Annotated in this window: 20 protein-coding genes and 7 pseudogenes; 24 read left to right on the top strand and 3 right to left on the bottom strand. The window is 39.1% G+C overall.

The genetic code is table 11. The annotated features are described in order from the left end of the window. Positions 1–184 precede the first annotated feature (184 nt). The 24 genes and pseudogenes from rfbB to J4N39_RS23050 form a co-directional block, all read left to right on the top strand. The gene (gene rfbB / locus J4N39_RS13905) at positions 185–1,279 is read left to right on the top strand and encodes a dTDP-glucose 4,6-dehydratase (protein ID WP_252020475.1); all 1,095 of its coding nucleotides are present in this window, start codon (positions 185–187) and stop codon (positions 1,277–1,279) included. Continuing rightward, positions 1,279–2,166, top strand: a complete 888-nt coding sequence (rfbA, locus tag J4N39_RS13900; protein WP_252020473.1) for a glucose-1-phosphate thymidylyltransferase RfbA — start codon at positions 1,279–1,281, stop codon at positions 2,164–2,166. Before rfbB ends, rfbA begins: the two co-directional genes overlap by 1 nt. Then, positions 2,166–3,047, top strand: a complete 882-nt coding sequence (gene rfbD / locus J4N39_RS13895; RefSeq protein ID WP_252020471.1) for a dTDP-4-dehydrorhamnose reductase — start codon at positions 2,166–2,168, stop codon at positions 3,045–3,047. Before rfbA ends, rfbD begins: the two co-directional genes overlap by 1 nt. A gap of 4 nt (positions 3,048–3,051) precedes the next feature. Next, a complete protein-coding gene (gene rfbC / locus J4N39_RS13890) occupies positions 3,052–3,600 on the top strand; it encodes a dTDP-4-dehydrorhamnose 3,5-epimerase (protein WP_252020469.1) in 549 nt (182 codons plus the stop codon). Further along, positions 3,597–4,646, top strand: coding sequence for a DUF1972 domain-containing protein (locus J4N39_RS13885; protein ID WP_252020467.1), 1,050 nt, complete (start codon positions 3,597–3,599; stop codon positions 4,644–4,646). Before rfbC ends, J4N39_RS13885 begins: the two co-directional genes overlap by 4 nt. A 118-nt stretch (positions 4,647–4,764) precedes the next feature. Then, positions 4,765–5,829, top strand: a complete 1,065-nt coding sequence (locus tag J4N39_RS13880) for a Gfo/Idh/MocA family protein (RefSeq protein WP_252020465.1) — start codon at positions 4,765–4,767, stop codon at positions 5,827–5,829. Beyond that, on the top strand, positions 5,830–6,288 hold the full coding sequence (locus J4N39_RS13875) for an acyltransferase (protein WP_252020463.1): 459 nt from the start codon (positions 5,830–5,832) through the stop codon (positions 6,286–6,288). Positions 6,289–6,298: 10 nt separating this feature from the next. Beyond that, positions 6,299–7,417, top strand: a complete 1,119-nt coding sequence (locus tag J4N39_RS13870; RefSeq protein ID WP_252020461.1) for a DegT/DnrJ/EryC1/StrS family aminotransferase — start codon at positions 6,299–6,301, stop codon at positions 7,415–7,417. Positions 7,418–7,433: 16 nt separating this feature from the next. Further along, positions 7,434–8,960 (top strand): asparagine synthase (glutamine-hydrolyzing), encoded by a 1,527-nt coding sequence (asnB, locus tag J4N39_RS13865; protein ID WP_252020459.1) that lies wholly within the window; start codon positions 7,434–7,436, stop codon positions 8,958–8,960. Further along, positions 8,954–9,412, top strand: coding sequence for an FAD synthase family protein (locus J4N39_RS13860; RefSeq protein ID WP_252020457.1), 459 nt, complete (start codon positions 8,954–8,956; stop codon positions 9,410–9,412). The genes asnB and J4N39_RS13860 overlap by 7 nt, the downstream gene beginning before the upstream one ends. A 20-nt stretch (positions 9,413–9,432) precedes the next feature. Continuing rightward, the gene (locus J4N39_RS13855) at positions 9,433–10,419 is read left to right on the top strand and encodes a sulfotransferase (protein ID WP_252020455.1); all 987 of its coding nucleotides are present in this window, start codon (positions 9,433–9,435) and stop codon (positions 10,417–10,419) included. Then, positions 10,416–11,015 carry an imidazole glycerol phosphate synthase subunit HisH gene (gene hisH, locus J4N39_RS13850; RefSeq protein WP_252020453.1) on the top strand — a complete coding sequence of 200 codons (600 nt, stop codon included), beginning with the start codon at positions 10,416–10,418 and terminating at the stop codon, positions 11,013–11,015. Before J4N39_RS13855 ends, hisH begins: the two co-directional genes overlap by 4 nt. Then, positions 10,993–11,718, top strand: a complete 726-nt coding sequence (locus J4N39_RS13845; RefSeq protein WP_252020451.1) for a HisA/HisF-related TIM barrel protein — start codon at positions 10,993–10,995, stop codon at positions 11,716–11,718. The genes hisH and J4N39_RS13845 overlap by 23 nt, the downstream gene beginning before the upstream one ends. Before the next feature lie 8 nt (positions 11,719–11,726). Continuing rightward, the gene (locus tag J4N39_RS13840; RefSeq protein ID WP_252020449.1) at positions 11,727–12,869 is read left to right on the top strand and encodes an N-acetyl sugar amidotransferase; all 1,143 of its coding nucleotides are present in this window, start codon (positions 11,727–11,729) and stop codon (positions 12,867–12,869) included. A 67-nt stretch (positions 12,870–12,936) separates the two neighbouring features. Beyond that, a complete protein-coding gene (locus tag J4N39_RS13835; protein WP_252020448.1) occupies positions 12,937–14,106 on the top strand; it encodes a hypothetical protein in 1,170 nt (389 codons plus the stop codon). Then, a complete protein-coding gene (locus J4N39_RS13830; protein WP_252020447.1) occupies positions 14,103–15,236 on the top strand; it encodes a glycosyltransferase family protein in 1,134 nt (377 codons plus the stop codon). Before J4N39_RS13835 ends, J4N39_RS13830 begins: the two co-directional genes overlap by 4 nt. 2 nt (positions 15,237–15,238) lie before the next feature. Then, on the top strand, positions 15,239–16,153 hold the full coding sequence (locus J4N39_RS23020) for a glycosyltransferase (protein WP_353505600.1): 915 nt from the start codon (positions 15,239–15,241) through the stop codon (positions 16,151–16,153). A gap of 288 nt (positions 16,154–16,441) precedes the next feature. After that, complete coding sequence (locus J4N39_RS13825; RefSeq protein WP_252020446.1) at positions 16,442–17,572, top strand: hypothetical protein; 1,131 nt, start codon at positions 16,442–16,444, stop codon at positions 17,570–17,572. Positions 17,573–17,951: 379 nt separating this feature from the next. Continuing rightward, positions 17,952–19,084 (top strand): annotated as a pseudogene (locus J4N39_RS13820) (IS1634 family transposase); the annotation flags it as partial. A 60-nt stretch (positions 19,085–19,144) separates the two neighbouring features. Beyond that, a protein-coding gene (locus J4N39_RS13815) for an IS3 family transposase (RefSeq protein ID WP_503063693.1) occupies positions 19,145–20,679 on the top strand; the annotation gives its coding sequence in 2 pieces (ribosomal slippage) (positions 19,145–19,598 and positions 19,598–20,679; 1,536 coding nt in all). A gap of 29 nt (positions 20,680–20,708) precedes the next feature. Next, a pseudogene (locus tag J4N39_RS13810) lies at positions 20,709–21,029 on the top strand (ISAs1 family transposase); the annotation flags it as partial. A 413-nt stretch (positions 21,030–21,442) separates the two neighbouring features. Beyond that, a pseudogene (locus tag J4N39_RS13805) lies at positions 21,443–22,179 on the top strand (ISAs1 family transposase); the annotation flags it as partial. 432 nt (positions 22,180–22,611) lie between these two features. Continuing rightward, entirely contained in the window at positions 22,612–23,778 is a 1,167-nt protein-coding gene (locus tag J4N39_RS13800) for a nucleotide sugar dehydrogenase (protein ID WP_252020443.1), read from the top strand. Positions 23,779–23,866: 88 nt separating this feature from the next. Continuing rightward, a pseudogene (locus J4N39_RS23050) lies at positions 23,867–24,028 on the top strand (IS256 family transposase); the annotation flags it as partial. Between the two features lie 78 nt (positions 24,029–24,106). Here the strand turns inward: J4N39_RS23050 and J4N39_RS13795 are convergent. The 3 pseudogenes from J4N39_RS13795 to J4N39_RS13785 form a co-directional block, all read right to left on the bottom strand. Beyond that, positions 24,107–24,303 (bottom strand): annotated as a pseudogene (locus tag J4N39_RS13795) (IS66 family transposase); the annotation flags it as partial. Positions 24,304–24,443: 140 nt separating this feature from the next. Beyond that, a pseudogene (locus J4N39_RS13790) lies at positions 24,444–24,875 on the bottom strand (IS1634 family transposase); the annotation flags it as partial. Positions 24,876–24,915: 40 nt separating this feature from the next. Further along, positions 24,916–26,248 (bottom strand): annotated as a pseudogene (locus tag J4N39_RS13785) (IS3 family transposase). Between the last annotated feature and the right edge of the window lie 42 nt (positions 26,249–26,290).

The following is a 26,290-nucleotide window of genomic DNA, read 5'->3' as shown; positions in this document are numbered from 1 at the left end:
GGGTTAGAGAAGGGACCGAAAACAATCAATTACAATGAGATAGGTGAAATAGACTGTTTCAAAAGGAATGAAAAGTGTCCCAGTATCTAGAAGTTTGCTGGGATATTTTTGTGAGATTAAGCCTAAAAATTCAATACATCTTCACGCTCGTGAGTGTGTCCAAACAAGAATATAAGAGAAATCTATGAAAATCCTCGTCACTGGTGGTGCTGGTTTTATCGGTTCAGCAGTCATTCGTCATATTATTAAAAATACATCTGACAGCATAGTCAATGTTGATAAGCTCACTTATGCTGGTAACTTGGAATCACTATTAGAAGTGGATTCAAATGAACGTTATGCATTTGAAGCTGTTGATATTTGTGACCGCATAGAACTTGACCGTATCTTTTCACAGTACAAACCCGATGCTGTAATGCACCTAGCTGCAGAGTCTCATGTAGACCGTTCCATTGATGGACCCGCTGCATTTATCGAAACTAATATAGTTGGCACATACGCACTACTCGAAGCGAGTCGTGCCTACTGGAATGGGTTGTCTTCTGAAAAGAAAGCAACGTTCCGCTTTCATCATATATCAACAGATGAAGTCTATGGTGATTTAGAGGGTACGGATGAACTGTTTACCGAAAAGACATCATACGAGCCATCTAGTCCTTATTCAGCATCTAAAGCGTCTTCCGACCACCTCGTTCGAGCCTGGTTACGTACTTATGGCTTACCTACTATCGTAACTAATTGTTCAAATAACTATGGCCCTTATCACTTTCCTGAAAAGTTAATCCCGCTGATGATCCTAAATGCTTTGGATGGAAAAAAACTGCCTGTATACGGTGATGGAATGCAAATTCGTGATTGGTTATTTGTTGAAGATCATGCACGTGCTCTATATAGAGTGGTCACTAAAGGAAAGGTCGGTGAAACTTACAATATTGGTGGCCATAATGAAAAGGCAAACATCGAAGTCGTTCAAACGATTTGTGGTTTGCTTGAAGAGCTTGTTCCAGTTAAACCTGAAGGAGTTACTAACTACCTAGATTTAATAACTTATGTTACAGACCGGCCAGGCCACGATGTTCGTTATGCCATTGATGCAAGTAAAATTGAGCGAGAGTTAGGTTGGAAACCTGAAGAGACATTCGAATCAGGTATTCGTAAGACGGTTGAATGGTACTTAAACAACAAGGAGTGGTGGACCCGTGTACTTGACGGCTCGTATGCTGGTGAGCGCTTAGGTGTATCTGGTGAATCTATCGTAAACGAAGAGGCTGCTAAGTAATGAAGGGGATTGTTCTAGCTGGTGGGTCCGGTACACGTCTATATCCATTAACTCGTGGTGTATCAAAACAACTACTACCTATCTACGATAAGCCAATGGTGTTTTATCCAATTTCAACGCTAATGTTGGCTGGCATTAAAGATATTTTAATCATCACAACACCTGAAGATAATGCAGGCTTTAGGCGTTTATTAGGAGATGGCTCAGATTTTGGCATTAACCTTGAGTATGCGATTCAACCAAGTCCAGATGGTTTAGCTCAGGCTTTCATTATTGGTGAAGAGTTCATTGGTGATGATAGAGTATGCTTAGTGCTGGGTGATAACATCTTCTATGGCCAATCATTCTCAAAAACATTGCAAAGTGCAGCATCACGTGAATCTGGAGCAACAGTGTTTGGCTATCAAGTTAAAGATCCAGAGCGTTTTGGCATCGTTGAAATTGATGAAGAAATGAAAGCAGTTTCTATTGAAGAAAAACCGAAAGTACCAAAATCAAACTATGCGGTGACAGGTCTCTATTTTTATGACAACCGCATTGTAGAAATGGCGAAACAGGTTAAACCGTCTCAACGTGGTGAGCTTGAAATCACCACATTAAATGAAATGTATCTAAATGATGGCTCATTAAATGTGGAGTTATTAGGTCGTGGCTTTGCGTGGTTAGATACAGGCACTCACGAAAGCTTACATGAAGCCTCAGCTTTTGTACAAACCATTGAGAATGTACAAGGACTAAAAGTCGCATGTTTAGAAGAGATTGCATGGCGTAATGGTTGGATAAGTGATGAGCAGGTGTTAGCATTTGCTAGACCTATGATGAAAAATGAATACGGGCGGTACTTGGCTCGTCTAGTTAATGAGAGCCAGAAAAAGGTTGTGAGTTAATGCGTGTACTAATTACGGGCTGCTATGGTCAAGTTGGCAACTGCCTTACCAAGCAATTATCTGGCAATGAAAATATTGCTGTATTAGCACTTGATAGAGAGCACCTTGATATTACAAATCAAGATGCAGTAAGAGAGAGAGTTGATGAATTTCAACCAACTGTCATTATTAATGCGGCAGCATATACTGCGGTTGATAAAGCTGAAGAGGAAGTGGAGCTTTCTTACGCTATTAATCATGATGGACCCAAATACCTAGCACAAGCGGCTCAAAGTATAGGTGCTGCAATACTACATATTTCAACAGATTATGTTTTTGAAGGTAGTAAAGTGGGTGAGTATGTAGAAAGTGACACCACAAACCCACAAGGGGTTTATGGCGCAAGCAAATTAGCTGGTGAAACTGCTGTAGCTGAAGCGTGTGAAAAACACATAATTTTTCGCACGGCTTGGGTGTTTGGGGAAAATGGCCATAACTTTGTCAAAACCATGCTCCGTCTAAGTGAAACTCGGAACGCATTAAGCGTTGTAGGTGATCAGTATGGTGGGCCCACCTACGCAGGTGATATTGCTAATGCGTTAATTAAAATAGCACTTCGCATTGCACAGGGTAATATTGTTGAATACGGTATCTATCACTACTCTGGTTTACCCCATGTCAGTTGGTTCGAATTTGCAGAAGTCATTTTTGATTCGGCGGTTAAGCAAGGGGTTATCTCGGAAAAGCCTGATTTAACCAGTATTACCACTGATCTATATCCAACATCAGCAAAACGTCCAGGTAATTCTCGATTAAGTACCGATAAAATCACTTCTGCTTTTTCTGTTGAAGCGAGTGAATGGAAGGTAGCATTAAACAATATTCAAGCCTATACAGGATAATAAAATGAAAGTAATAGAGTCTCGTATTCCTGAGGTAAAAATCATCGAGCCAAGTGTATATGGTGATGAGCGTGGCTTCTTCATGGAAACTTGGAACCAAAAGCAGTTTGAAGAATTGGTCACAAGTAAACCAACGCAATTTGTTCAAGATAATCACTCGAAATCCAAGAAAGGAATTCTGCGGGGCTTACATTACCAAACGGAAAATACTCAAGGAAAATTGGTTAGAGTCGTTTCTGGTGAAGTATTTGATGTGGCTGTTGATATTAGAAAGGAATCATCAACATTTGGTCTATGGGTTGGCGTATATTTGTCTGCAGAGAATAAACGTCAACTATGGATTCCAGAAGGTTTTGCTCATGGCTTTTATGTGATAAGTGATGAAACTGAATTTGTTTACAAGTGTACAGATTACTATGCTCCTGAATATGAAGTTTCGCTCCTTTGGAGTGATGACGATATAAATATAGATTGGCCTCTCAATGACGCTCCTATGCTATCCCAAAAAGATGAAGAAGCAATGACACTTAAAGAGTTAGTTCACATATTATGAAAACGATCTTTGTAATTGGGACTGCTGGTATCCCAGCTTGCTATGGTGGCTTTGAATCTTTAGTAGAGAACTTAGTTAATAATGCAAGTGACGAAATTAAATATAGTGTTTTCTGTTCATCATATAATTACACTGAAAAGTTGGATAGCTGTAATGGTGCTAATCTAGTTTATTTGCCAATTAAAGCTAATGGAATGCAAAGTGTGCCATATGACATTTGGTCACTAATCAAATGTCTTAAAAGTCGGCCTGACATAGTATTGATTCTAGGTGTTTCTGGGTGCATTTTCCTTCCTATATTTTCCAAGCTATTTAGTGGGAAAATAATTACTAATATAGATGGGATGGAGTGGCGCAGAGGCAAGTGGAATAAATTAGCTAAGAAATTCCTAAAGATTTCAGAGTCAATGGCAGTAAAATATTCTGATTCAATTGTAACCGATAATAAGGCAATATATGACTATGTACGCAAGGAATATGGTGTTGATAGTGCTGTTATTGCGTATGGTGGTGATCATGCAATTAGAAATATAGAGATTGATCGTATAGAAAAAGAATATGCTTTATCCATATGTCGAATTGAGCCTGAAAATAATATAGAGATGATTTTGAAAGCGTTCTCGAGAACCGATGAACACCTAAAGTTTGTTGGTAATTGGGGGAGCAATGAATATGGTCAAAGGCTAAAAAAGAAGTACTCAACTTATGATAACATAGATATCATTGAGCCAATTTATGACTTGGATGTGTTGTATTCTTTGAGAAGAAATTGTTCTGTGTATATACATGGACATTCCGCTGGTGGAACTAACCCATCTTTAGTTGAAATGATGCATTTTGATGTTCCGATTATCGCGTATGACTGTGACTTCAATAGGCATTCAACACATGACCATGCAATATATTTTAGCAATAGCGAAGATTTACGGAAACATCTTGCAGGGAGAGATGAGAGTTGGATTTTGTCGGGTAGAAAATTATTGTCTGTTGCTCGAGAAAATTACACATGGAGTCAGATCAATGAACAGTATGAGAACCTCTATTAATACCATCAACTCAAGCATTAAATTTGGGTTCTACTTAGGTGTAATATAGAGTTTTATTAGTTAGTGTGATAAGTGACCACATCATTACGAAATAATTAATTTGGATTAGGGACAAAAAATGTTGAATTTAGCGTTGGTAGGTTGCGGCCGTATTGCCAAAAGGCATTCTGAGCTACTTGGATTTGGTCAAATTGAAGGTGCCCGTTTGGCAGCTGTCTGTGATATTATCGAAGAAAAAGCTGAGAAAATAGGTGAACAGTTTGATGTTCCCTATTTTACTGATATGCATGAAATGGCCAAGAGTGAAAATATTGATGTATTTGTCGTTCTCACTGAAAGTGGTAACCATGCAGATAACGTAGTTGAATTGGCTTCGTATGGAAAGCACATTATTGTTGAAAAACCGATGGCGCTGACATTGGATGATGCCGACCGAATGATTGAAGCTTGTGACTCGGCAGGGGTGAAACTATTTGTTGTTAAACAAAATCGATTCAACGTACCTGTGGTAAAACTACGTGAAGCTTTGGAGGATGGTCGATTTGGTCAATTAGTCTTGGGTACAGTTCGTGTGCGTTGGTGTCGCCCTCAAGCATATTATGATCAAGATTCTTGGCGTGGAACCTGGGCTATGGATGGTGGTGTATTAACTAACCAAGCAAGCCATCATATTGACTTGCTTGAATGGATGATGGGCGAAGTTGAGAGTGTTCACGCAATGAGTACTAGGGCTCTGGTTGATATAGAAGCGGAGGATACTGCAATTGTAAATGTTCGTTTCAAAAATGGTGCTTTAGGTATCATAGAGGCAACAACTGCAGTTAGGCCTAAAGATTTGGAAGGTTCTATTTCTGTTTTAGGTGCAAGAGGAACTGTCGAAATTGGCGGTTTTGCTGTTAATGAAATGAAATCATGGAACTTCTCTGAATCACGAGATGGTGACGAAGGAATTCTGAGTCAGTATTCAGTTAATCCACCAAATGTTTATGGGTTTGGACATCAGGCTTATTACGAACATGTTGTTGATGCTATAGAAAATAATAAAAAGCATCTAGTTGATGGTCTTCAAGGTAGAAAAAGCCTAGAGCTGATCAATGCGATTTATGAGTCAATAGAGACTAAAAAAGAAGTTTATTTGAGATTTAAACCAAAAAACTGTCGCTTGGGTAGGAACAATAAATAGATGTTTGCTCAACAAGAAGTCGCTATCAGAAATGTTACCTTTGGTAAACAGATTAAAGTTATAGAACCTGTAAACCTTTATGAATGTATCTTAGGTGACGATGTATTTGTTGGGCCATTCGTTGAGATTCAAAAAGGAGTTAGGATCGGAGAGCGAACCAAAATTCAATCTCACACGTTTATTTGTGAATTAGTTACGATTGGTGCGGATTGCTTTGTTGGTCACGGAGTAATGTTTGTAAATGATCTTTTTTCATCAGGCGGGCCTGCAAATGGAGACCAGTCAAAATGGTGCTCAACCTTGATTGGTAATGACGTTTCCCTAGGCAGTAATGTAACAGTCTTGCCCGTATCAATATGTGATAACGTGGTAGTTGGTGCGGGTGCAGTTGTCACAAAAGATATCACTGTGCCGGGAATATATGTTGGAAACCCGGCCAAATTAATTAGAAAACTATAATAGGTACTATATGAATAAAGGTATACCTTTTAACGACTTGTACGCTCATTACCAGTCTATGAAAACTGAAATCGACAATGCTATACATGATGTATTGGAAAATACCAGCTTTGTTCGTGGTCCGCACGTTGAAGCTTTTGAAGTGAATTATGCTGAATTAATGCAAGTAGAAAATTGTGTCTCTTGTGCTAATGGTACGGACTCTCTATATATTGCAATGAAGGCTCTTGACCTAAAAGAGGGTCAAGAAGTTATTGCTCCAGCCCACTCTTGGATCTCAACTACTGAGACAATTACTCAAGCGGGAGGAACAGTAGTCTTTTGTGATACCGAGCCGGATACTTTTACTATAGACCCTGAAGAAATTAAAGCTAAGATTACTGATAAAACAGTGGGGATCATACCTGTTCATTTATATGGTCAAGCAGCAAATATGACCGAGATAATGGCAATAGCTGAAGAACATTCATTATGGGTTCTTGAAGATTGTGCTCAGGCGCATTTAGCTACCCACAAGAACAAGCTAGTTGGTACCTTCGGAGAGGTTGCTAGTTTCTCATTTTATCCAGGCAAAAACCTGGGGGCGATGGGAGATGCTGGAGCAGCAACTACTAACGATAAGCAACTAGCAGAGCGTATGGCAAAATTTGCAAGGCACGGTGGGTTAGTAAAAGGTGTTCATGATATTGAGGGAATTAACAGTCGTTTAGATGGACTTCAAGCTGCAATTCTAAATGTTAAACTCAAGTATCTGGCTGGATGGACGAAAGATCGCCAACGAGTAGCAACAAGGTACACAGAATTACTTGAAGGAATTGAAGAGGTAGGGTGCCCACAGATAGCTGGAGGCAATGAGCATGTTTGGCATCTATATGTTATACGTGTAGATAATCGTGATGAGCTAGTAGAACACCTAAAGCAGAAGAATATACAAACGTCTATAAATTATCCAGTAGCGTTGCCATTCTTACAAGCTTATGAACGATTTGGCCATGAGTATGAAGAATTCCCTAATGCATACAAAAACCAGAGCCGAATTCTATCATTACCGATTTATCCAGAAATGCCGGATGAATCTATCGTTCGAGTTTGCAATGAAATTCGAAATTTTTATACAAACAAGATGTAAGAAAAAATAGCTAATCATGTGTGGAATATTTTTCGCAAAGTCATCTCAAAATATTAATGAGTTGGATTTTGTTAGAGCTTTGAAAAAGCAAGAATGGCGTGGGCCAGATGCTTTTGGTTATCTTAATATTGACGACATTCATTTAGGACATGTTAGATTGTCTATTTTAGATCTAACTACGTCGACAGATCAACCGATGTCATCTAAATGTGGTCGTTATAAAATTATCTATAATGGCGAAATTTATAATCATTTAGAGATTAGAAAGCGCCTAAGTTTGTCATGTGATACTGACTGTGATACCGAGACATTAATTGAAGGGTTTGCATCAGTAGGCCAAGAAATCTTCTCGATGTTAGATGGCATGTTTGCACTTGTGATTTACGATCTTAAAGAGAATGACTGGTGGGCAGCCAGGGATAGGTTTGGTATTAAGCCACTCTTTATGGCAAGTAATGAGCAAGGAATCTTTTTATCATCAGAAACTATCTCAATTAGGGAGTTAGTGGATTGTTCTGTAAGTAAGGAATCTATAGCTGAGTGGAGTTTGATTCGTCGTCCAATGCCAGGGAAAACGTTCTTCAATGAAATTGATGAAGTTCTACCTGGTACTATCCTTAAAAATGGAGAACTAGTTGATTTACTTGAAATAGCTAGCCGTTCTCAAGCTGAGGAGCTTGATCAAGCCACCGTTGAGCGCTTATTAAGTGATTCAGTTAGCTTCCACGAGCTAAGTGATGTAACTAATGTATGCCTCCTATCTGGCGGAATCGATAGTTCGCTTATTACTAAACTTAGTTCAGCACAAAAAACTTATACGGTAGGCCTTCAAGAGCACAATGAGATAGCTGAAGCTAAAGAGACTGCTCGTATGCTGGGGAAGTCGATTGAATCTTTGACTCTATCAGAAGAGGAATTGACAAAGTTGTGGAAGCACCTAATTGAGTTGCGTGGTGAGCCTTTGAGTGTGCCGAATGAAGGCATGATTTATGCGATTTGTAATCAAATGGCTGCAGAAGAAAAGGTTGTTCTGACTGGTGAAGGAGCGGATGAGATATTCTTTGGCTACGATCGAATATTTAGAGAGTTTAGCCAAAATAACGATGACTTTACACTTGATCAATTTTTTGAGCTATATGCATATGCTCCCAAGGAGCTATGCACTAAGAGACTTGAAGAATATCTTTTCGCTTTAAAAGTTAATAAGAAGCCAATCGAGTTTCTTGAAGACTTTTTCTATAACGTTCATTTAACGGGATTGCTGAGAAGAATGGATACTGCAAGTATGGCAGCATCGAAAGAGGCAAGAGTCCCCTTTGTGAGCAATGAGCTTGTTAGCTATTTATATCGCAGGAAAGCTTCGGATAAGATCGACAACAGTTATTCAAAACTTCCATTAAGAAAAATGTGTGAAAATCTAGGTATGTTTGGGCCGATTAATCGTAAGAAAATTGGTTTCAGTTCAACTTTTAGTGCTCACAATAGTCGCTTTGAAGAGTATGAAAAATTTAGAGAGTTTAACTTAGAGGTGCTGGGATGGTAGTCGGCTATACAACAGGTGTTTTTGATCTTTTTCATGTTGGACATGTAAGAGTTCTACGTAATGCTAAGGCTATGTGCGATCGGTTGATTGTTGGTGTGACTAACGATGAACTAGTTTCGTACAAGAACAAAAAATCAGTTATACCATTTGAAGAGAGACTAGAAATAGTTTCAGCGTGCAAATATGTAGATCTAGCTGTAGAGCAATCAACTATGGATAAGATGGATGCTTTTAATCGATACAAGTTTAATATTATGTTTGTTGGTGATGACTGGTATAAAACTGATAAGTGGAAACAAATTGATAAGGAAATGACAGATGCTGGTGTTAGACTAGTTTATTTTCCTTATACTAAATCCACCTCTTCTACATTAATAAATAATACTCTCCTATCATTACGTTCTGAAACTACAAAGAGCGAAGGGGATAATTTTACGTTGGAAAATAGTTAAGATAGATAGAGGTATCTTCGTTGGTTGAAAAAAAATCTTTACTGTTTGTCGCAGGGTTGGGCTCTACAGGCTCTAGTGCTCTATGTGATGTATTATCAGAATATAATGGTGTGTTGTGCCCTAGTCAAGAATGGCGTATATGGGTCGACCCAGATGGCTTAGTTGATCTTGGTAAAAAGCTTAGTGGTGAAACAAGTATGTTTTATATCACTACAGGTGTTAATCGCTTTACTAAGCTTGTCAAACAACTAACTAACCCTGGTTTTGGTCCATATAGTAAGTTAAAACTACCGAGTTATGTGAAGGACGCCTATATAAACATTGAGCAAGACATAAAGAAGGAGTTTGGTTGCGAAGGTTATAAGGGTCTTTGGTACGGAAACTCACAATCAATTTTAGCTTCAGCTAACTTTGTGATGAAGAGAAAATTCTGGAAGAAAGATTTAGTCAATAAGCAGATGTGGTTAACTGACTTTTCAACGAGAGATGAAGCATTATCTATTATTGGTTCTGCTGTGGAGAAGCAATTATTTAACCATTTAGAAGAAACTGGAAACAAGCATTTTGCTATCAATGAAAACTTTAGCATTCTATTTGCAGACTCAATACTAAAGATGCATAAGGAATCTAAGATAGTGGTCGTTGTTCGTGACCTTCTAGATGTATATGCTGACTCTCACAGAGTTGGATGGTTAGCGATGCCTTATGATATAGAACAGTTTATCAAATGGCAGAAGAGAATGTACCATCAACTAATAGAGCTAAAATCGAGTAACCCAGAGAGAATCCACATTGTCGGTTTTGAATCATTGTGCAATGACTATGATTGCGAATTAGAAAGGTTGAAAAAATTTGTGCCAGAGTTAATGGAAACTCGTATTACAGAGAGGTTCAAACCAGAAATATCTAAAAATAATATTGGGCAATGGCGAAACTCACATCCATGGTTAGAGAAGTACAGCGATGAGTGTCAAAGTATAGTCAACATGTTGGACGTCTCAGAATGAACAAATTTGTAATTCTAAATTTGCCAGGTGCTAATGTTTCTGCTGTCGAATACTGGTTAAAGCGTTCAAGTGTAGACTATGTCATTTCTAGTGAGCCTAGAGATATAACTCATGATATATGTTTAGTTCTACCTGGTGTAGGAAGTTTTGACACGTGTATTTCTTTTTTGAAAGAAAATGGTCTCAAGGACAAAGTTGTTGATCATTTTAAGAATAATGGATTTATGATTGGTATTTGTCTAGGGATGCAGATATGTTTTGAATCCAGTGAAGAGGGGAGCCTTAAAGGGCTTTCTCTTATACCTGGCAATGTAAAAAAAATACCTCCAGGTAGAGAAAAAGTCCCTAATATTGGCTGGCGAGAATTAAGTGATACTGGTAATTTTTACTTTATGCATTCTTATACAGTTCCAGATTCGGAAGTTTTTGATGACTCGATTATAGAAGATGCAGTTTATCTTGATCACAATATAAACCTATTAGCTAGCTTCCGCGCTAAGAATGGATTCTTTTTTCAATATCACCCAGAAAAAAGTTATGAGTTCGGTGACCGATTACTAGAAGAAATTATTAATGAATCAGAGAATTATCGCTAAAGTAACAATTTTTGAAGGGATTGCTTACCAAACAGAGCAATTCCAGCCGAACGTCTACTTAGGTTGCCCGATCAACATATGTAATATCCTCTCTGACCAAGGTAGTCAGGAGTTAGTTTTAAACTTTGTTCGCTCTGCACCAAACATGAAGTTTGTAGAAGATATTTTGTCTGTGTGTCGTTCACCTGTTACGGTCGGTGGTGTATGTGATGAAATCGAAGATTATACAAGGTTGATTTCTTCGGGAGCAGAGAAAATTATTATTTCTGACTCTCTATGGTCGAATGTGGATAAAGTATCCAGGTTAGCAGAAAGGTTTGGTAGGCAAGCTGTAGCTGTATCCATCGATTATATCGAGATTGCAGGTGAACGTTATATTGTTGGAGGCGAATATCGAAAAAATCGTATAGGTAAGTTATCAGATCTTATCGACAACATTCCGACAGATATGATTGGAGAGGTTATCTTGAATAATGTCAGTCGAGATGGAAAAGAAATAGGTTTGGACTTTGCTGTGATAGAATGCTTGAGTGAAGAAGTAGGAGAGTTACCAATTCTTCTATCGGGTGGTCTGAAAGACTTTCACAATGTTTCGAAATTTAAAAATATCGATGGGGTTTTATCTACAACAGCGATAAGTCTTTATTCTGATTTGAAGTCACCGCTTACTCATTACCCCACGGAATATAGTGTAAAAGGATGATAAATTTGATGGCTGAGAAATATACAGTATGTTCTAAGTGTGTAATGGATACATCAGACTCAAATATAACATTTGATTCAGAAGGTGTTTGTAATCATTGCAAGAAATACGACGAACTTAATGTTGTTACTACACAAGAAACAGAAGCTTTCGCACAGCAACTAGCTGAAATTAGGAGTTGTGAAGGTAAATATAATTGTATTATCGGCGTAAGTGGAGGCTTGGACAGCTCATACTTAATTTTGCATGCAGTTCGAGACTTAGGTCTCAAGCCACTAGCTGTTCATATTGACAATGGGTGGAACAGTGGTTTAGCAAACATTAATATTCATAAGCAGCTTAGTATATTAGGTATCGATTTGTACACAGAGGTAATAGATTGGGAAGAGTTTCGATTAATGCAATTGGCAATCCTAAAAGCTGGAGTACCTGATCTCGAAGCCCCTACAGATTTATTTATTAACTACGCTTTAAGAAAGGTAGCTAAAAGGTTTGATATAAAATATGTTCTGTCAGGGACTAACCCTCAAACTGAAGGTGTAATGGGTTCGGATTGGTCTTATGGCCAACGAGATCCTATCTACTTAAAAGGTCTATACGAGAAATTTAGCGTAAGCAGTCCGGCTAGGTTGCCTTTTAAAAACTGGTATAAAAGCTTATACGAACAGTTAGGTGGCGGCTTAAGCATTGTTCGTCCACTAAAGTATACCGAATACTCTAAAACATTAGCAGTAAGTCGATGTGAACGTGAGTTAGGATGGGTTGAGTACCCAAGAAAACACGGTGAGTCATTCATTACACGTTTCTATCAAAATTATTTCCTTCCTGTTCGTTTTGGATTCGATAAACGAAGAGCCCATTACTCTGCTCTAGTTTTAAATGGTGACATGAGCAGAGAAGAGTGTTTGCATAAACTTGAAAATGAGGACGTTACTGGTAGGGAGGCTCAGGCCGAAATACACTATTTTTGCAAAAAATTGAGAATTTCTAGAGAGGATTTTGATTTGTATATGGGGCAAGAAAGGAAATTCCATAGTGACTATAGAACAATGAAAGATAGTCTTATATTTAAGTTTGGAAAAAAAACAAAGAATATGGGGATATTTTCAAAAGGCTTTGTAGACTATGTTAGAAAAATAATTGAGCATTAATTTACCCTGAAACCATCGAATAAGTTTACGATGGTTTCGCTAATTGTTAACATGTAGGATTCAATCAATGATTGGTCTATTAAAAAACAAGTATGTTTTCATGCTTTCGTCACTTATTGCATCAGGGGTATCTTATTTCCTCAATGTCACACTAATATTTTTGCTTGATGATAAAGCTCAATACGCAAATTATCTATCCATAAATGCTTGGGCGATATATATGTCGACATTTCTCTACTTGTCGATTATTGAACTTTATATTAGTCCCGAAGGTGATAGTGTGAAAATATCATCACTATTGAATTCTTCATTCTTCACTTTACTCTTGTTTTCCTTAGTTTCTTTAGTGTTGTTCTCAATTGTTGGGCATAAATACATTCCATTCTCAATAATCTTCTCTGCTATATTTTACGCATTTCTTAAACTTCTAACTCAATACTTCCTTTTCTGTAAAAAAACAGAAGGAGTAGTGCTGTTAAGATATGGAAGATCACTATTAATTACAGGATCTATTTTGACTCTATATTTATTAAAGGAGTTGGATGGTAGCGTGATTGATTCTGAAGGGCAACTGTTTATACAAGGGGTGATATGCGCTTTTGTCGTCTTCTTCGTTGTAAATTACTATAAAATTAAATTTTCATTTAGTAAGGACGAATTTTTAGGTTTTTTTTGGAGGTTTAAAAGTCGTATTGCAAAAAGAAATTTTTCTATGATTTTTGACATGATTCATATGCCAATCATGTATCATGTTGTTAGTAAGAATAGTGAATCTATGGATGCGGTGTTTGTTTATGCTGTGGGGTTAGTATTACCTATGGCTTATGTTGTTTCTGTAATAATAAAGGAGCAAATTATAATTAAACTGGACTCTGGTGGGTTTGATGTAATTAGAAAAATTTCTAAAGCGATGCTTTTTGTTATCTTATTATCTTATTTTTCTATAGCGATTTTATATAACTTCAGTGATTCCTATCAGCTTTTTGCCCTGTTATTACTTGGACTGCTAATTACTTTTTCGGGCTGCGTTGGTCTTAATGTATATAAAAATGGGCTTGAAAAATATGATCTTGCTACAAACATATTTGTTATGTCATTGTTGTTGATATCCAGTGTGGGAGTTATTGATTCAGCTCAGATTCAAGTTTTCTTCTCGATATTTATTGTTTCTCTAAAGTTCACGATACAATTACTATTGGCTTTGTCTGGTAGAGAAAAAGTTGGAGCATTTCAATGAAGTACATTTTCTTGTCTGTTAATGAAAATCTGAGTTGTGGACTTTTAAAGTCACAGTTTCTTGAACCTATCAAACATAATTTCAAATACAAGTATGAAATTATCAGTATTAATAGGCCACTTTATAGGGGAAAAGTTGAAGGTGTCGATAGTTTAAACGTATTGATTCCTCAGAGTGTGGTAGCATATAATTTTTTCTGTGTGATTTACAGCGTATGGGCTATATTTTGCGCATTATTATTGAAAGCTAAATGTGGCTTAAAAAATGATACAAAACTGGTTGCTAGAGGTTATTTGTCAGGGCTAATTGCTTATTATGTCAAAAGGTTTTTTGGTTTGGATTATATTTTCGATCCAAGAAGTCTCTATCCACTTGAATGTATTACCGCTAATCGAATGAAGAAACATTCGTGGTCCTATCGTTATTGGATAAAGCTAGAGAGTAAAATTGTACGTTTTGCTGAGCGTACAGTGTGTGTCTCTTCTGGCATGGCTAAACATTACTCTTGTAGATATGATGTCGATAATACTATTATTATCCCTTGCTTTAGAACAGAGCATGGTGGTTTTGAAAAATCTTACAGTCTAACTTCCCTAAAGGAAAAACTAAACTTAGATCAAAAGAAGAAAACTGTTTTATACTTTGGTAGTTTGAATAGTGGTTGGAATAATCTTGAGTTATACACCAAATTAATATCTTGTAATTTTTCTGGTGACGTACAGTTTTTAATTATCTCACAGGATAGAGATAAAATACTAGCTAGTAAACTAGGTTCACTTAAAAATGTGTATGTTAATTCTATAGATACCTTGCCAGAGGGTATTACGATGGAAGATATATTCCACTGCGCTGATTATGGAATGATATTTATGGCTGAGTCACATGATTGGTTCACCCGTTTAAGTGTTAAGTTTGCAGAATATACATACTTCGGTTTACCAGTTATTACAAACCGTTGGGTAGGGGAGGCATCTAGACTAATAAATGACTATGGAATTTTCCCTTCTAAAGTAGTTGAAACTGAAGAGATTGAACTTGTAGCCCCTACACTTGAACAAAGGATAAAGATTAGCAATTGGGCAAGTGAATACTTTTCCCCAAATAATATTAACAAGTATGTGAGTAATTAGTCATGAATGTTGCGGTATTATTATGTGCGTATAACGGCGAAAGATTCATTAAACAACAGTTAGAGTCTATAGTTTCTCAGGAACTACAGCCTTCAGTTGTATACGTATATGATTGGGGTAGTATTGACCAAACGGTTAATATTGTACGTTCATTTCTATCGAAAACAAATTTGGATTTTGAGATTGTAGAAAAAGATAAGCCAATTGGAGTTGCAGCTGGATTTAAAGTTGGTATTAAAGATATATTATCTTCTTCCCGAAATTTTGATTACATAGCACTATGTGACCAAGATGACATATGGTTGCCAAGTAAGCTACTAGAGTACAAGAATGTTATAGATTCTAACATTTCAACTGATTTATGTTTCTCTGATGTAAGCACTACAGACTCTGATGGTCATATATTAAATAAATCTAGAAACCATACATCTCCATACTTTACATCTAATCTCAATAATTTGGACGCTAGCGTTGTTTTCGCAAATCCAGTAGTAGGCATGACGATGTTAGTTTCTAGAAGGTTAGCTGATATTTATTCAAGTTACGAATTTGATTTAGAGTTTATGCACGATTGGAGCTTAGTCTTAATCTGTCATTTAGTGGGATTAAGGTCCCATTATGTTGATAAACCACTGGTTTTATATAGGCAGCACTCTAGTAACGTCCTAGGTAATCAGTCTAAGAGGTCCAGGTGTTCACTATTATTTAGTATGCCCGGTCGGATTAATAGGTTAATAGCACATTATAATTCAATTGGTTCAAAGCTCCCTAATTATCGAAAGTTTGAACATCTATATTATATGAGAGTTATTCTTGGTTTGAAGATGTTAAAGCCTGTTTATAAGTCGGTTCTTTTGTTTTTTTTAACCTTGGACTACTTTAAATGTAAACTTTATTTTAGCAGTCAGTCACGATAGTTTTATAATATGAACTTCTAAGCGTTCATGTGTGGATATATTACTTAGTGATTTTGTTTAGTTAAGACAGATGTAATTATGTGGCTACTGGATGAATGTCATTGTGGTTATATTTTAATTTATTTGGGTAATAATTTGGACCTATTGTTTTTTTTTGTCATACTTTTTTTAGTTTGTTTTTACCTATGGCTTTTCCCATTTAACCTTAGAACTAGAATATATGTAAGTAAGATCGCCGAGCCTGCTACCTTTAGCTTGGTAGTTTTGTGCATAACCGCATGGGTGGGTGTGATTACTATCTATTTTTTAAGAGAAAATAACTACTTTAACAAGGTTGTGGCAAGTTACACTGGGAACGACTTTTTAATATTATCTCTCGTTACTATAACAGTTATTGCTATGACTTATGTAAGTAAGGTTAACGCTAGATTCCTTTCTCGAGTAGATTTATTTGGTGATAGTAGGGTGGGTAGATTAGATTGGATTATAATGTTTGTCATTTCTATCGTTTTTCTATTCTATTTATACTCAGATATTCATTTTATTCTAGGGGTTTTTAAAGCCAAAGATCAATACGCGATAATGGCTTTGAGAAAAATTAGCACCTCAGCCGGAAACGATTATCTTTTTAAGAAGGTAGTAATAGAAGGTGTTTTTTGGGTATCTCTGCTCTACTATTATTCAATAAAAGAGAGGTCTAGGTGTTTTTCATTATTACTCTATTTTGTTACTCTTCTTTTCGCTCTTTTTCTATTGGCTTCTCTAAAAAAAGTCTCACTTGTCATTCTATTTGTAAGTATTTTCTTGGTGACAAACTACAACCGAAAATTGAGTTTAATTAAGCTGTTTAAGCTATTGTTGTTATTTGTTGTATTTATGTTTGCAATGTACTCATTGCTCATAAGAAATGTTGACTTAGAGTATATGCTTTCTCCATTTAAAGAAGGGCTTTTTGGAAGGATTTTCATAAGTGAAATATCATCTCTTTATGCACATATGGAGATTTTTAAGTATGACAACTTAGGGTTTGAATCTATTTCCAGAACGCTGTCTAATATTCTTGGTATTGACTTCTCCCCAAGGTCTGGAGAGGTTGTTATGGCCACGGTAAATCCATCTTGGATAGAAATGGAAATTGGTGGTACTTACAATACGTTATTTTTAGGGGAGGCATTTGCTAATTTTTCTTATATGGGGCTGGGTGTTTCTATAGCTTATGTGTTGTTTTACTATTTTGTTATTGTAAGAACTATTGTACTTTTTCCAAATAAATTCCGTGTTCCAGTGTTAGTTTATTTGTCTTTGAATGTAAATATAATGGCAGGTTTTAATGATTATATTTACAACCCATTTCTTACTTTGATCTATTGTTCTCTACTAATGAGAAGGCTATTTGTCAGCAAAATACCTATCGCTTGAACCTAATTTCAGATAGCAGGTGCGACACTGATGGAAAGGTCTAGAAGAAGGAGTCAACTGCTGAAAGTGGTATGCTCTCCTCGACAATGAAACAAGCAGTAAAACCATTAGTTATCCGCTGTAGACCGAGAGGAGGTACCAGATTTCCACTCTTTTTGAAACTCATAATACTAATCTCTGCGACTGCTTAAATAATGACAAATATAGGAACACCAGTCAGCCACGAATGGATTTTCGGTATGTTGTACCCGTCATTCCGCACCACATTCCAGATTTTAAATAGTGTGATCTGGTGAACATTTGTAGATACTGGTGACGAAGACCCCTTGACCAAGATCCCCAGTTTTGAACTATTACTGTTATTTAACGGTCGATTATTATGTCTGCTCCTCAACCTGTCATTAAACGTTTAGATCACCTAGGGCTAATTGCGGCTTTCTGCCATGAAGTCGGTTTACCAGCCATTATCGACCGCATCATTCCTAAGCACTCCGAACACAACGTCTCACATGGTGATGCCGTCTTAGCAATGATCCTAAATGGACTTGGCTTTCACAGTAGAACGCTGCATATGTTCTCTGACTTTTTCGAAACGAAGCCAATTGCCAAGCTACTTGCTAAAGACATTGAAGCGCACCACTTAACTGAGGATGTACTTGGACGAACGCTAGATGCGTTGTATGACGCAGATGTATCCGCACTTTACCAAGCGATTGCAGAGCATGTTGTTGATAAACTTGAACTTAAAACGGACTCTGTCCACCTTGATATCACTAGCTTCCACGTCGATGGTGAATATGCTCCAGACGAAGATATCAATGCTATTAAACTGGTCAAAGGTTACAGCCGAGATCACCGCCCAGAGCTATACCAAGTAGTTCTAGAGCTGATTTGCGAAAACCAAGCTGGCTTACCTATTTACATGCAGGCACTCAGTGGCAACACTAATGATGCTCAGGCATTTTCTGAAGTCACTAAGAAGCACATTCATTGTTTAAAGGCGGCTCAAAATAGCCGCTACTTTATCGCTGATGCTGCTTTATATACTGAAGACAGTATTCGCTTACTGGATGAACAACAGCAGAAATTTATTACTCGTGTCCCAATGACTATCAAGTCAGCTAAAGAAGCACTACTCGCCCTCCAACCAAAGCAGTTGCAACCTATTGGCAGTGGCTATTTAGGTTGCTGGGTTGATGCTAACTATGGCTCTGTAGCTCAAAAATGGTTGTTGGTTCATAGTGAACAAGCAACTAAACGAGAAGAAGCAACTCTCTACAAAAACTTAGACAAAAATATCACTAAAGAGCTGAAAGCACTGGGCCAACTAATGAAAAAACAGTTTGCTGCGCAGTGGATGCTGAGCAGGCCATGAACGACTTTGCTCATCAGTGTCATTTACTTGGCTTTGCGCAAACCACCATCATCAAAGAGCCAATCTATGCTAACCGTGGTCGCCCCAAGAAAGGTGCAAAGCCAACTGGGTATCACTATTTAATTGACGCTACCCCCCTCTGGCAGGATAGTTGTCACTGTTAAAATTTAATCAGTTTGGGTGGTAATGAGTGAACTTTGTCTCGTATCTCAGCAGAAAGAAAAGAAGCCATATTGAAGAAACTTCTGCCCCCATATTCCATGTCAGTGGCGGAAGTTGCAAAAGAAGAAGGCATCAGTACAGCAACCCTGTATCATTGGCGGAAACAACTTCGACGCTCAGGAGCCGCAGTGCCAAATAGCAACATTTCATCAGAGCAATGGTCAGCTCAAACCAAATTAGCCATTGTGGCTGAAACCTACTCAATGACAGAGAATGAACTCAGTCAATACTGTCGAGAAAAAGGGTTATATCCAGAAGAAGTGCAAGGCTGGCGAAGTGAATGCATGCAAGGTTTTATGTCGAGTAAAGAGCGTGAAGCTGAAGCCAAGAAGCAGGCCAAAGCCGATAAGCTTGAGATTAAAGAGCTCAAAAAGGAGCTCCGACATAAGGAAAAGGCACTTGCTGAAACAGCGGCTCTACTTGTGTTGAGAAAAAAGCTGAGAGCCTTTTACGGGGAAGAGCTAGAGGACGATTAACCTCTACCGATGAAAGGCTATACCTAGTCACTCTGATCCATGAAGCTAGGAATAACGGTTGCCGTCTAGAGCCTGCATGCTGTGAAGTGGAGATAGACTTAAGAACTTATCGCCGCTGGTATCAGCAAGGTGAGGGGCAAGAGGATAAAAGGCCGACTTGCGAGAGACCAGAGCCTGCCAACAAGCTCACACCACCAGAGCAGATGGCCATTATCGAGGTGTGTAACCGACCTGAGTATGCAAGCTTACCACCGACTCAGATCGTCCCAACACTGCTAGATAAGGGCGAATATATTGCCTCGGAGTCAAGCTTCTACCGAGTGCTAAAAGCGGAAGGTCAGCTTCACGGTCGTGGACGTCAGAAGAGCCGACAGAAACAGTCCCGACCCACAAGCTATACGGCAACAGGCCCTAATCAGGTCTTTACATGGAACATTACCTACTTGCCGTCAAAGGTTCGTGGGCAACACTATTACCTGTATGTCATCGAGGACATCTACAGCCGCAAAGTCGTTGGTTATGATGTCTATGAGTGTGAATGTGGTGAGTTAGCTTCACAGCTATTACAGCGCACGTTAATGCGTGAACAGTGCTTTAACCAACCACTGGTGCTGCACTCTGACAATGGTGCACCAATGAAGTCACTGACGTTCAAAGCTAAGATGGACGAGCTGGGCATTACCTCATCTTACAGTCGCCCAAGAGTTAGTGATGACAACCCTTATGTGGAATCACTGTTCCGCACGGTAAAGTACATGCCAAGTTGGCCAACAAAAGGCTTCGAAAACCTAGAAGTAAGCCGTGACTGGGTAGAATCCTTCGTGCGCTGGTACAATACTGAGCATAAGCACAGTAAGCTGAATTATGTAACGCCAGCACAGCGACACAATGGTCAAGATGAAGAGATCTTAATGCATCGAGCGAAGGTGTTACTTGCTGTCAAGCAAAAGCACCCTGAGCGTTGGTCGAGCGGAATTAGGAACTGTGAGCCAGTTGGAGAGGTTCATCTGAACCCAGAGAGAATAGCCGCTTAATTAATGAGCGAATGATGACAACTACCTTGAAAAACGCCGAACTTGAGTACCGCTACTACATCAGCTCAAAACAACTGAGTGCGGAACAGGCCGCAAACGCAGTCAGAGAGCATTGGGGTATAAAGTCGATGCACTGGATATTGGATGTACCTATGGCTGAGGATGCCTGCCAAATATACAAAGATCACGGGGCAGAAAACTTATCCTGTCTACGTCATATAGGGCTAAATATGCTACGTTCAGAACCAACCAAACTCAGTATTGTTGGCAAGCAAAAGCGTTGCATGATGAATACGACAATGCTGGAGGCTGTTCTGAGTGCTGGTTTAAGCCCGATGAGCAATAATTAAACACTCATGCGGTTGCCCCAGCCGTAATCGCTTAGTGGATTGGGAAATTGACACGGTATTAGGCAAAAAGGTATTAGTGCGATGGTGACCCTTTTAGAACGAAAAACTCGCTTTAACATTCTAAAAAGTAGTGCGAAATCATCCGAAACTGTCACCCATACGACTATCTAAATGCAGATACTTTGAAAAGTAAACGTGCATACGATCACAGTTAGAAGCGAGAGTTTGTGAAACCAAGAGATTGCCGAAGCGTTAGATACTAAAGAAAGGCAAGATCATGAAAGCCCCATATCCTACAAGGGCTCAGGCGTGATGAGACTTTGACTCAAAGTATCGTTAACCGATCATAAATGCAACAAAGTTAACGATCATATTTAGTCATGATCATATACTCTCATTTGGGAGTAAATGGCATGACCGGAACTAGCTTTTTGGAACACATTTCTACGAGACCCACACCAATCGTGGAAAGTTGAACACAAGCTAACAGATATCATTTTCTTAATGGTTGCTGCTGTGTCCGCTGGTTGTGAAGGCTGGGAGGATATCGAAGACTTCGGGCGTGATAACCTTGATTGGCTTCGAGAATATGGGGACTTTACCAATGGTATTCCTGTTCATGACACGATAGCCCGAGTTATCAACTTAATCTCAGCAAAGCAACTACAGCGTTGCTTCGCGAAATGGATGCAGGATTGGCACGAAGTAACAAAAAGCAATAAATGGTGAGACACTTCGTGGAGCTTACAACAAAGAGAAGCGAGGTGGGGCAATCCACATGGTCAGCGCATTTAGTGCTGCTAACCAAACGGTGTCAGGCCAGGTCAAAACTGGGGATAAAGCAATGAAATTAAGGCTATTCCAGAGCTTTTAGAGTTGTTCTCAATTAGAGGGTGCCTAGTTACTATTGATGCTATGGGGTGCCAAAAAAACATGGCGACAAAAATCGTGAATAAAGATGCCGATTACCTGCTGCCCGTAAAAGGCAACCAAAAGAGTTTAGAAGGTGCACTCAATAAGGTCTTTCATTCGGGGGATGCTACAGCAGTTTGAAGGTGACCAGTGTGCCATTCAGGAGAAAGGCCATGGGCGTCAGGAGGCTCGCTTTAGCTTGGTTGAGCACAATACGGAACCACTGGGTGACATAGCATTGTAGTTGCATGGTGAATACGATAGTGGTTGAGGCTGTTCTGGTTGCTGGCTTACATCCGATGAGAAAAAATTAAATACTCATGTGGTTTTCCTAGCGAATTAAGAAAAAAAACTAAAAGGTAGATCAATATCTTGTTTGTTTATCGTTACCTATCGTAAATGAAGACATTTTTCAAATTAATCTTAACTTTAAAAGAAGTGCCCCAATATGGTCTACCAGTTCACAGAAAAATAAAGCGTATCGATGTACTTTACATTTTTCGTAATAAATCCGTAATGTCAATTGACGTGGAGGGAACTCCTAAATTGCGGTAATCTAGTTAACCTTTTAGCTTAACTTCAAGAGCCTAAACGATCTGCTCTCTCAGATAGCTTGGAGATCAGGTCGATTAGCCTTATATTTAAAACATCTTGTCGGATAATAATTGAAATGAAAATTGCAATTTCTGGTACGGGCTATGTTGGTCTGTCTAATGCTGTGCTTTTAGCACAGAATCATGAAGTCTATGCGCTTGATATAATCCAGCACAAAATCGATTCAATTAACAATAAAATATCTCCTATCGTTGATTCTGAAATAGAAGACTACCTTAAGAATAAGGAATTAAACCTTTATGCAACCTTGGATAAAGAAGAAGCGTACAAAGATGCTGAGTTTGTGATTATCGCAACCCCTACTGACTACGATGTTGAAACCAACTACTTCAACACTTCATCTGTAGAGGCAGTTATTAAAGATGTGATGGCTATAAACCCTAATGCGATTATGGTGATCAAATCAACTATCCCTGTCGGTTATACCCAGGGAATTATAAGAGAATTTGGCTGCAAAAATTTATTTTTTTCACCAGAGTTTCTACGTGAGGGTCGTGCCCTTTACGATAATCTTCACCCATCACGTATTATTGTAGGTGAACGCAGTGAAAGGGCGAAAGTCTTTGCTGAGCTATTGGTAGAGGGGGCAAAAAAAGAGAATATCGAAGTGTTATATACCGACAGTACGGAAGCTGAAGCGGTGAAGCTGTTTTCAAATACTTACCTTGCTATGCGCGTTGCCTATTTTAATGAGTTGGACTCTTACGCTGAATCACATGGCTTAAACGCACGTCAAATCATCGAAGGTGTCGGTTTAGACCCACGGATCGGCAGTCATTATAACAACCCTTCCTTTGGCTACGGTGGCTACTGCCTACCAAAAGATACTAAGCAACTTCGTGCAAACTATCAAGATGTACCTAATGAGATTATTGGAGCTATTGTCGACGCTAATCGTACCCGTAAAGATTTTGTGGCGGACTCTATCATTAGCCGAAACCCTAAGCGCGTAGGTATTTATCGGTTGGTTATGAAGTCAGGCTCGGATAACTTCAGAGCTTCGAGTATCCAAGGTGTAATGAAGCGTATTAAAGCCAAAGGTATTGAAGTTGTAGTCTATGAACCTGTATTAAAAGAAAGTGATTTTTTCCATTCAGAAGTAATGCGTGATTTGGACGAGTTTAAAGCATCTTGTGATGTGATCGTATCTAACCGTATGGTGGAAGAAATCAAAGATGTAGCAGACAAAGTTTATACCCGCGATCTTTTTGGAAGCGACTAACTCCTATTTGGTCGGAGATTACTATTTAAGGTGTCAATTGGAGACGGCCCTGAATCCTGTGCAATTGTTTAAGCTAATCATAGACAGCATGGATAAGAAAGCACTTGATGCTTTTACTAGTGAAGTTGCTAAGCTAAGTAAATCAAGACTGAATCCAATCTCAATGACTTCCATAATCCACAAGATGTTAACCAAGGTGACTGTTGAAACCGCGTTTAGTGCTAAATTAGATGAACACCTTGGTTATGAAGACCGTAAGTGCCCCATGATCCCATGGGGCGCAATATTAAAGTTTGAAGTTCCAGGGCAAGAGTGGGTCGATATCAGGTTAAGGCTTCGCCAACTCCTGCATAGCTTTGCTCATACATTGCATATGATGAGCTCATTCGCCTTAGCGGTCTCTATGATGCTGTAATGCATTGCGCTAGCATCAGCACCATTTAGAGTATTGGCGAAGAGCCAGTTTTTCCTGCCGATAACTAGCGGCTTTATTGCACGTTCAACACTATTGTTATCGATAGACAAGAAGGGCAAGATCATGAAAGCCCCTTGCCCTGCAAGGACTTTAGGCAGATAGGCGTCATTTCTATTTGCCTTTTTCTGCTTCCTTTTTATTCCTGCTTTAAAACTTGTCTCTGCCGTTAACCCGAGATTCCGCAGCCAATTTAAGAATAAACCGCTTCATATAAAACACCCAGTAATTTGAGTAGTCGGGTTTGGTGATCTTGAATACCCGTTATGAAGCTTTGGTCACCGAATTCGAGTGTGTCGATACCTTCAAATTTCAGGAATACCCAGCGTGCTGTTGGTTTCGTTGTTGTCTTGTTCTTCACCATGCTCGGGAAAAATGCTTCTGCCTTGGTTCGTTGCTCTCGGATCTTATGCTCTAAACCAGCGTAAACTAGAAGACTTAACGTCATGATCATCAGTAATGCCTCAATTCGTTGAGGCTTCTTTAGGAAGATTGATGACGTGAGGAACTCAGGGCTTTTCAAGAAGCGAAACCCACGCTCTACTTTTTGTTGAGATTTGTAATGATCGAGTAATGCAGCCATTGTTAGATCGGCACTGTCGGTGTCGTTGGTTGCGAGAATAAACCGGCGTTTTTCAAGGTAGTTGTCATCATTCGCTCATTAATTAAGCGGCTATTCTCTCTGGGTTCAGATGAACCTCTCCAACTGGCTCACAGTTCCTAATTCCGCTCGACCAACGCTCAGGGTGCTTTTGCTTGGCAGCAAGTAACACCTTCGCTCGATGCATTAAGATCTCTTCATCTTGACCATTGTGTCGCTGTGCTGGCGTTACATAATTCAGCTTACTGTGCTTATGCTCAGTATTGTACCAGCGCACGAAGGATTCTACCCAGTCACGGCTTACTTCTAGGTTTTCGAAGCCTTTTGTTGGCCAACTTGGCATGTACTTTACCGTGCGGAACAGTGATTCCACATAAGGGTTGTCATCACTAACTCTTGGGCGACTGTAAGATGAGGTAATGCCCAGCTCGTCCATCTTAGCTTTGAACGTCAGTGACTTCATTGGTGCACCATTGTCAGAGTGCAGCACCAGTGGTTGGTTAAAGCACTGTTCACGCATTAACGTGCGCTGTAATAGCTGTGAAGCTAACTCACCACATTCACACTCATAGACATCATAACCAACGACTTTGCGGCTGTAGATGTCCTCGATGACATACAGGTAATAGTGTTGCCCACGAACCTTTGACGGCAAGTAGGTAATGTCCCATGTAAAGACCTGATTAGGGCCATCTGCTCTGGTGGTGTGAGCTTGTTGGCAGGCTCTGGTCTCTCGCAAGTCGGCCTTTTATCCTCTTGCCCCTCACCTTGCTGATACCAGCGGCGATAAGTTCTTAAGTCTATCTCCACTTCACAGCATGCAGGCTCTAGACGGCAACCGTTATTCCTAGCTTCATGGATCAGAGTGACTAGGTATAGCCTTTCATCGGTAGAGGTTAATCGTCCTCTAGCTCTTCCCCGTAAAAGGCTCTCAGCTTTTTTCTCAACACAAGTAGAGCCGCTGTTTCAGCAAGTACCTTTTCCTTATGTCGGAGCTCCTTTTTGAGCTCTTTAATCTCAAGCTTATCGGCTTTGGCCTGCTTCTTGGCTTCAGCTTCACGCTCTTTACTCGACATAAAACCTTGCATGCATTCACTTCGCCAGCCTTGCACTTCTTCTGGATATAACCCTTTTTCTCGACAGTATTGACTGAGTTCATTCTCTGTCATTGAGTAGGTTTCAGCCACAATGGCTAATTTGGTTTGAGCTGACCATTGCTCTGATGAAATGTTGCTATTTGGCACTGCGGCTCCTGAGCGTCGAAGTTGTTTCCGCCAATGATACAGGGTTGCTGTACTGATGCCTTCTTCTTTTGCAACTTCCGCCACTGACATGGAATATGGGGGCAGAAGTTTCTTCAATATGGCTTCTTTTCTTTCTGCTGAGATACGAGACAAAGTTCACTCATTACCACCCAAACTGATTAAATTTTAACAGTG

The sequence above is a fragment of the Vibrio sp. SCSIO 43136 genome (genome assembly GCF_023716565.1).
Lineage (GTDB): Bacteria > Pseudomonadota > Gammaproteobacteria > Enterobacterales > Vibrionaceae > Vibrio.
Note: the sequence above shows the minus strand (reverse complement) of the source record. Positions and strands in the feature narration are given on the sequence as shown.

Bases quoted from the DNA above. Each gene is read 5' to 3' on its own strand.
- rfbB (WP_252020475.1), top strand. From the start codon at position 185: ATGAAAATCCTCGTCACTGGTGGTGCTGGTTTTATCGGTTCAGCAGTC.
- rfbA (WP_252020473.1), top strand. From the start codon at position 1,279: ATGAAGGGGATTGTTCTAGCTGGTGGGTCCGGTACACGTCTATATCCA.
- rfbD (WP_252020471.1), top strand. From the start codon at position 2,166: ATGCGTGTACTAATTACGGGCTGCTATGGTCAAGTTGGCAACTGCCTT.
- rfbC (WP_252020469.1), top strand. From the start codon at position 3,052: ATGAAAGTAATAGAGTCTCGTATTCCTGAGGTAAAAATCATCGAGCCA.
- J4N39_RS13885 (WP_252020467.1), top strand. From the start codon at position 3,597: ATGAAAACGATCTTTGTAATTGGGACTGCTGGTATCCCAGCTTGCTAT.
- J4N39_RS13880 (WP_252020465.1), top strand. From the start codon at position 4,765: ATGTTGAATTTAGCGTTGGTAGGTTGCGGCCGTATTGCCAAAAGGCAT.
- J4N39_RS13875 (WP_252020463.1), top strand. From the start codon at position 5,830: ATGTTTGCTCAACAAGAAGTCGCTATCAGAAATGTTACCTTTGGTAAA.
- J4N39_RS13870 (WP_252020461.1), top strand. From the start codon at position 6,299: ATGAATAAAGGTATACCTTTTAACGACTTGTACGCTCATTACCAGTCT.
- asnB (WP_252020459.1), top strand. From the start codon at position 7,434: ATGTGTGGAATATTTTTCGCAAAGTCATCTCAAAATATTAATGAGTTG.
- J4N39_RS13860 (WP_252020457.1), top strand. From the start codon at position 8,954: ATGGTAGTCGGCTATACAACAGGTGTTTTTGATCTTTTTCATGTTGGA.
- hisH (WP_252020453.1), top strand. From the start codon at position 10,416: ATGAACAAATTTGTAATTCTAAATTTGCCAGGTGCTAATGTTTCTGCT.
- J4N39_RS13845 (WP_252020451.1), top strand. From the start codon at position 10,993: ATGAATCAGAGAATTATCGCTAAAGTAACAATTTTTGAAGGGATTGCT.
- J4N39_RS13840 (WP_252020449.1), top strand. From the start codon at position 11,727: ATGGCTGAGAAATATACAGTATGTTCTAAGTGTGTAATGGATACATCA.
- J4N39_RS13835 (WP_252020448.1), top strand. From the start codon at position 12,937: ATGATTGGTCTATTAAAAAACAAGTATGTTTTCATGCTTTCGTCACTT.
- J4N39_RS13830 (WP_252020447.1), top strand. From the start codon at position 14,103: ATGAAGTACATTTTCTTGTCTGTTAATGAAAATCTGAGTTGTGGACTT.
- J4N39_RS23020 (WP_353505600.1), top strand. From the start codon at position 15,239: ATGAATGTTGCGGTATTATTATGTGCGTATAACGGCGAAAGATTCATT.
- J4N39_RS13800 (WP_252020443.1), top strand. From the start codon at position 22,612: ATGAAAATTGCAATTTCTGGTACGGGCTATGTTGGTCTGTCTAATGCT.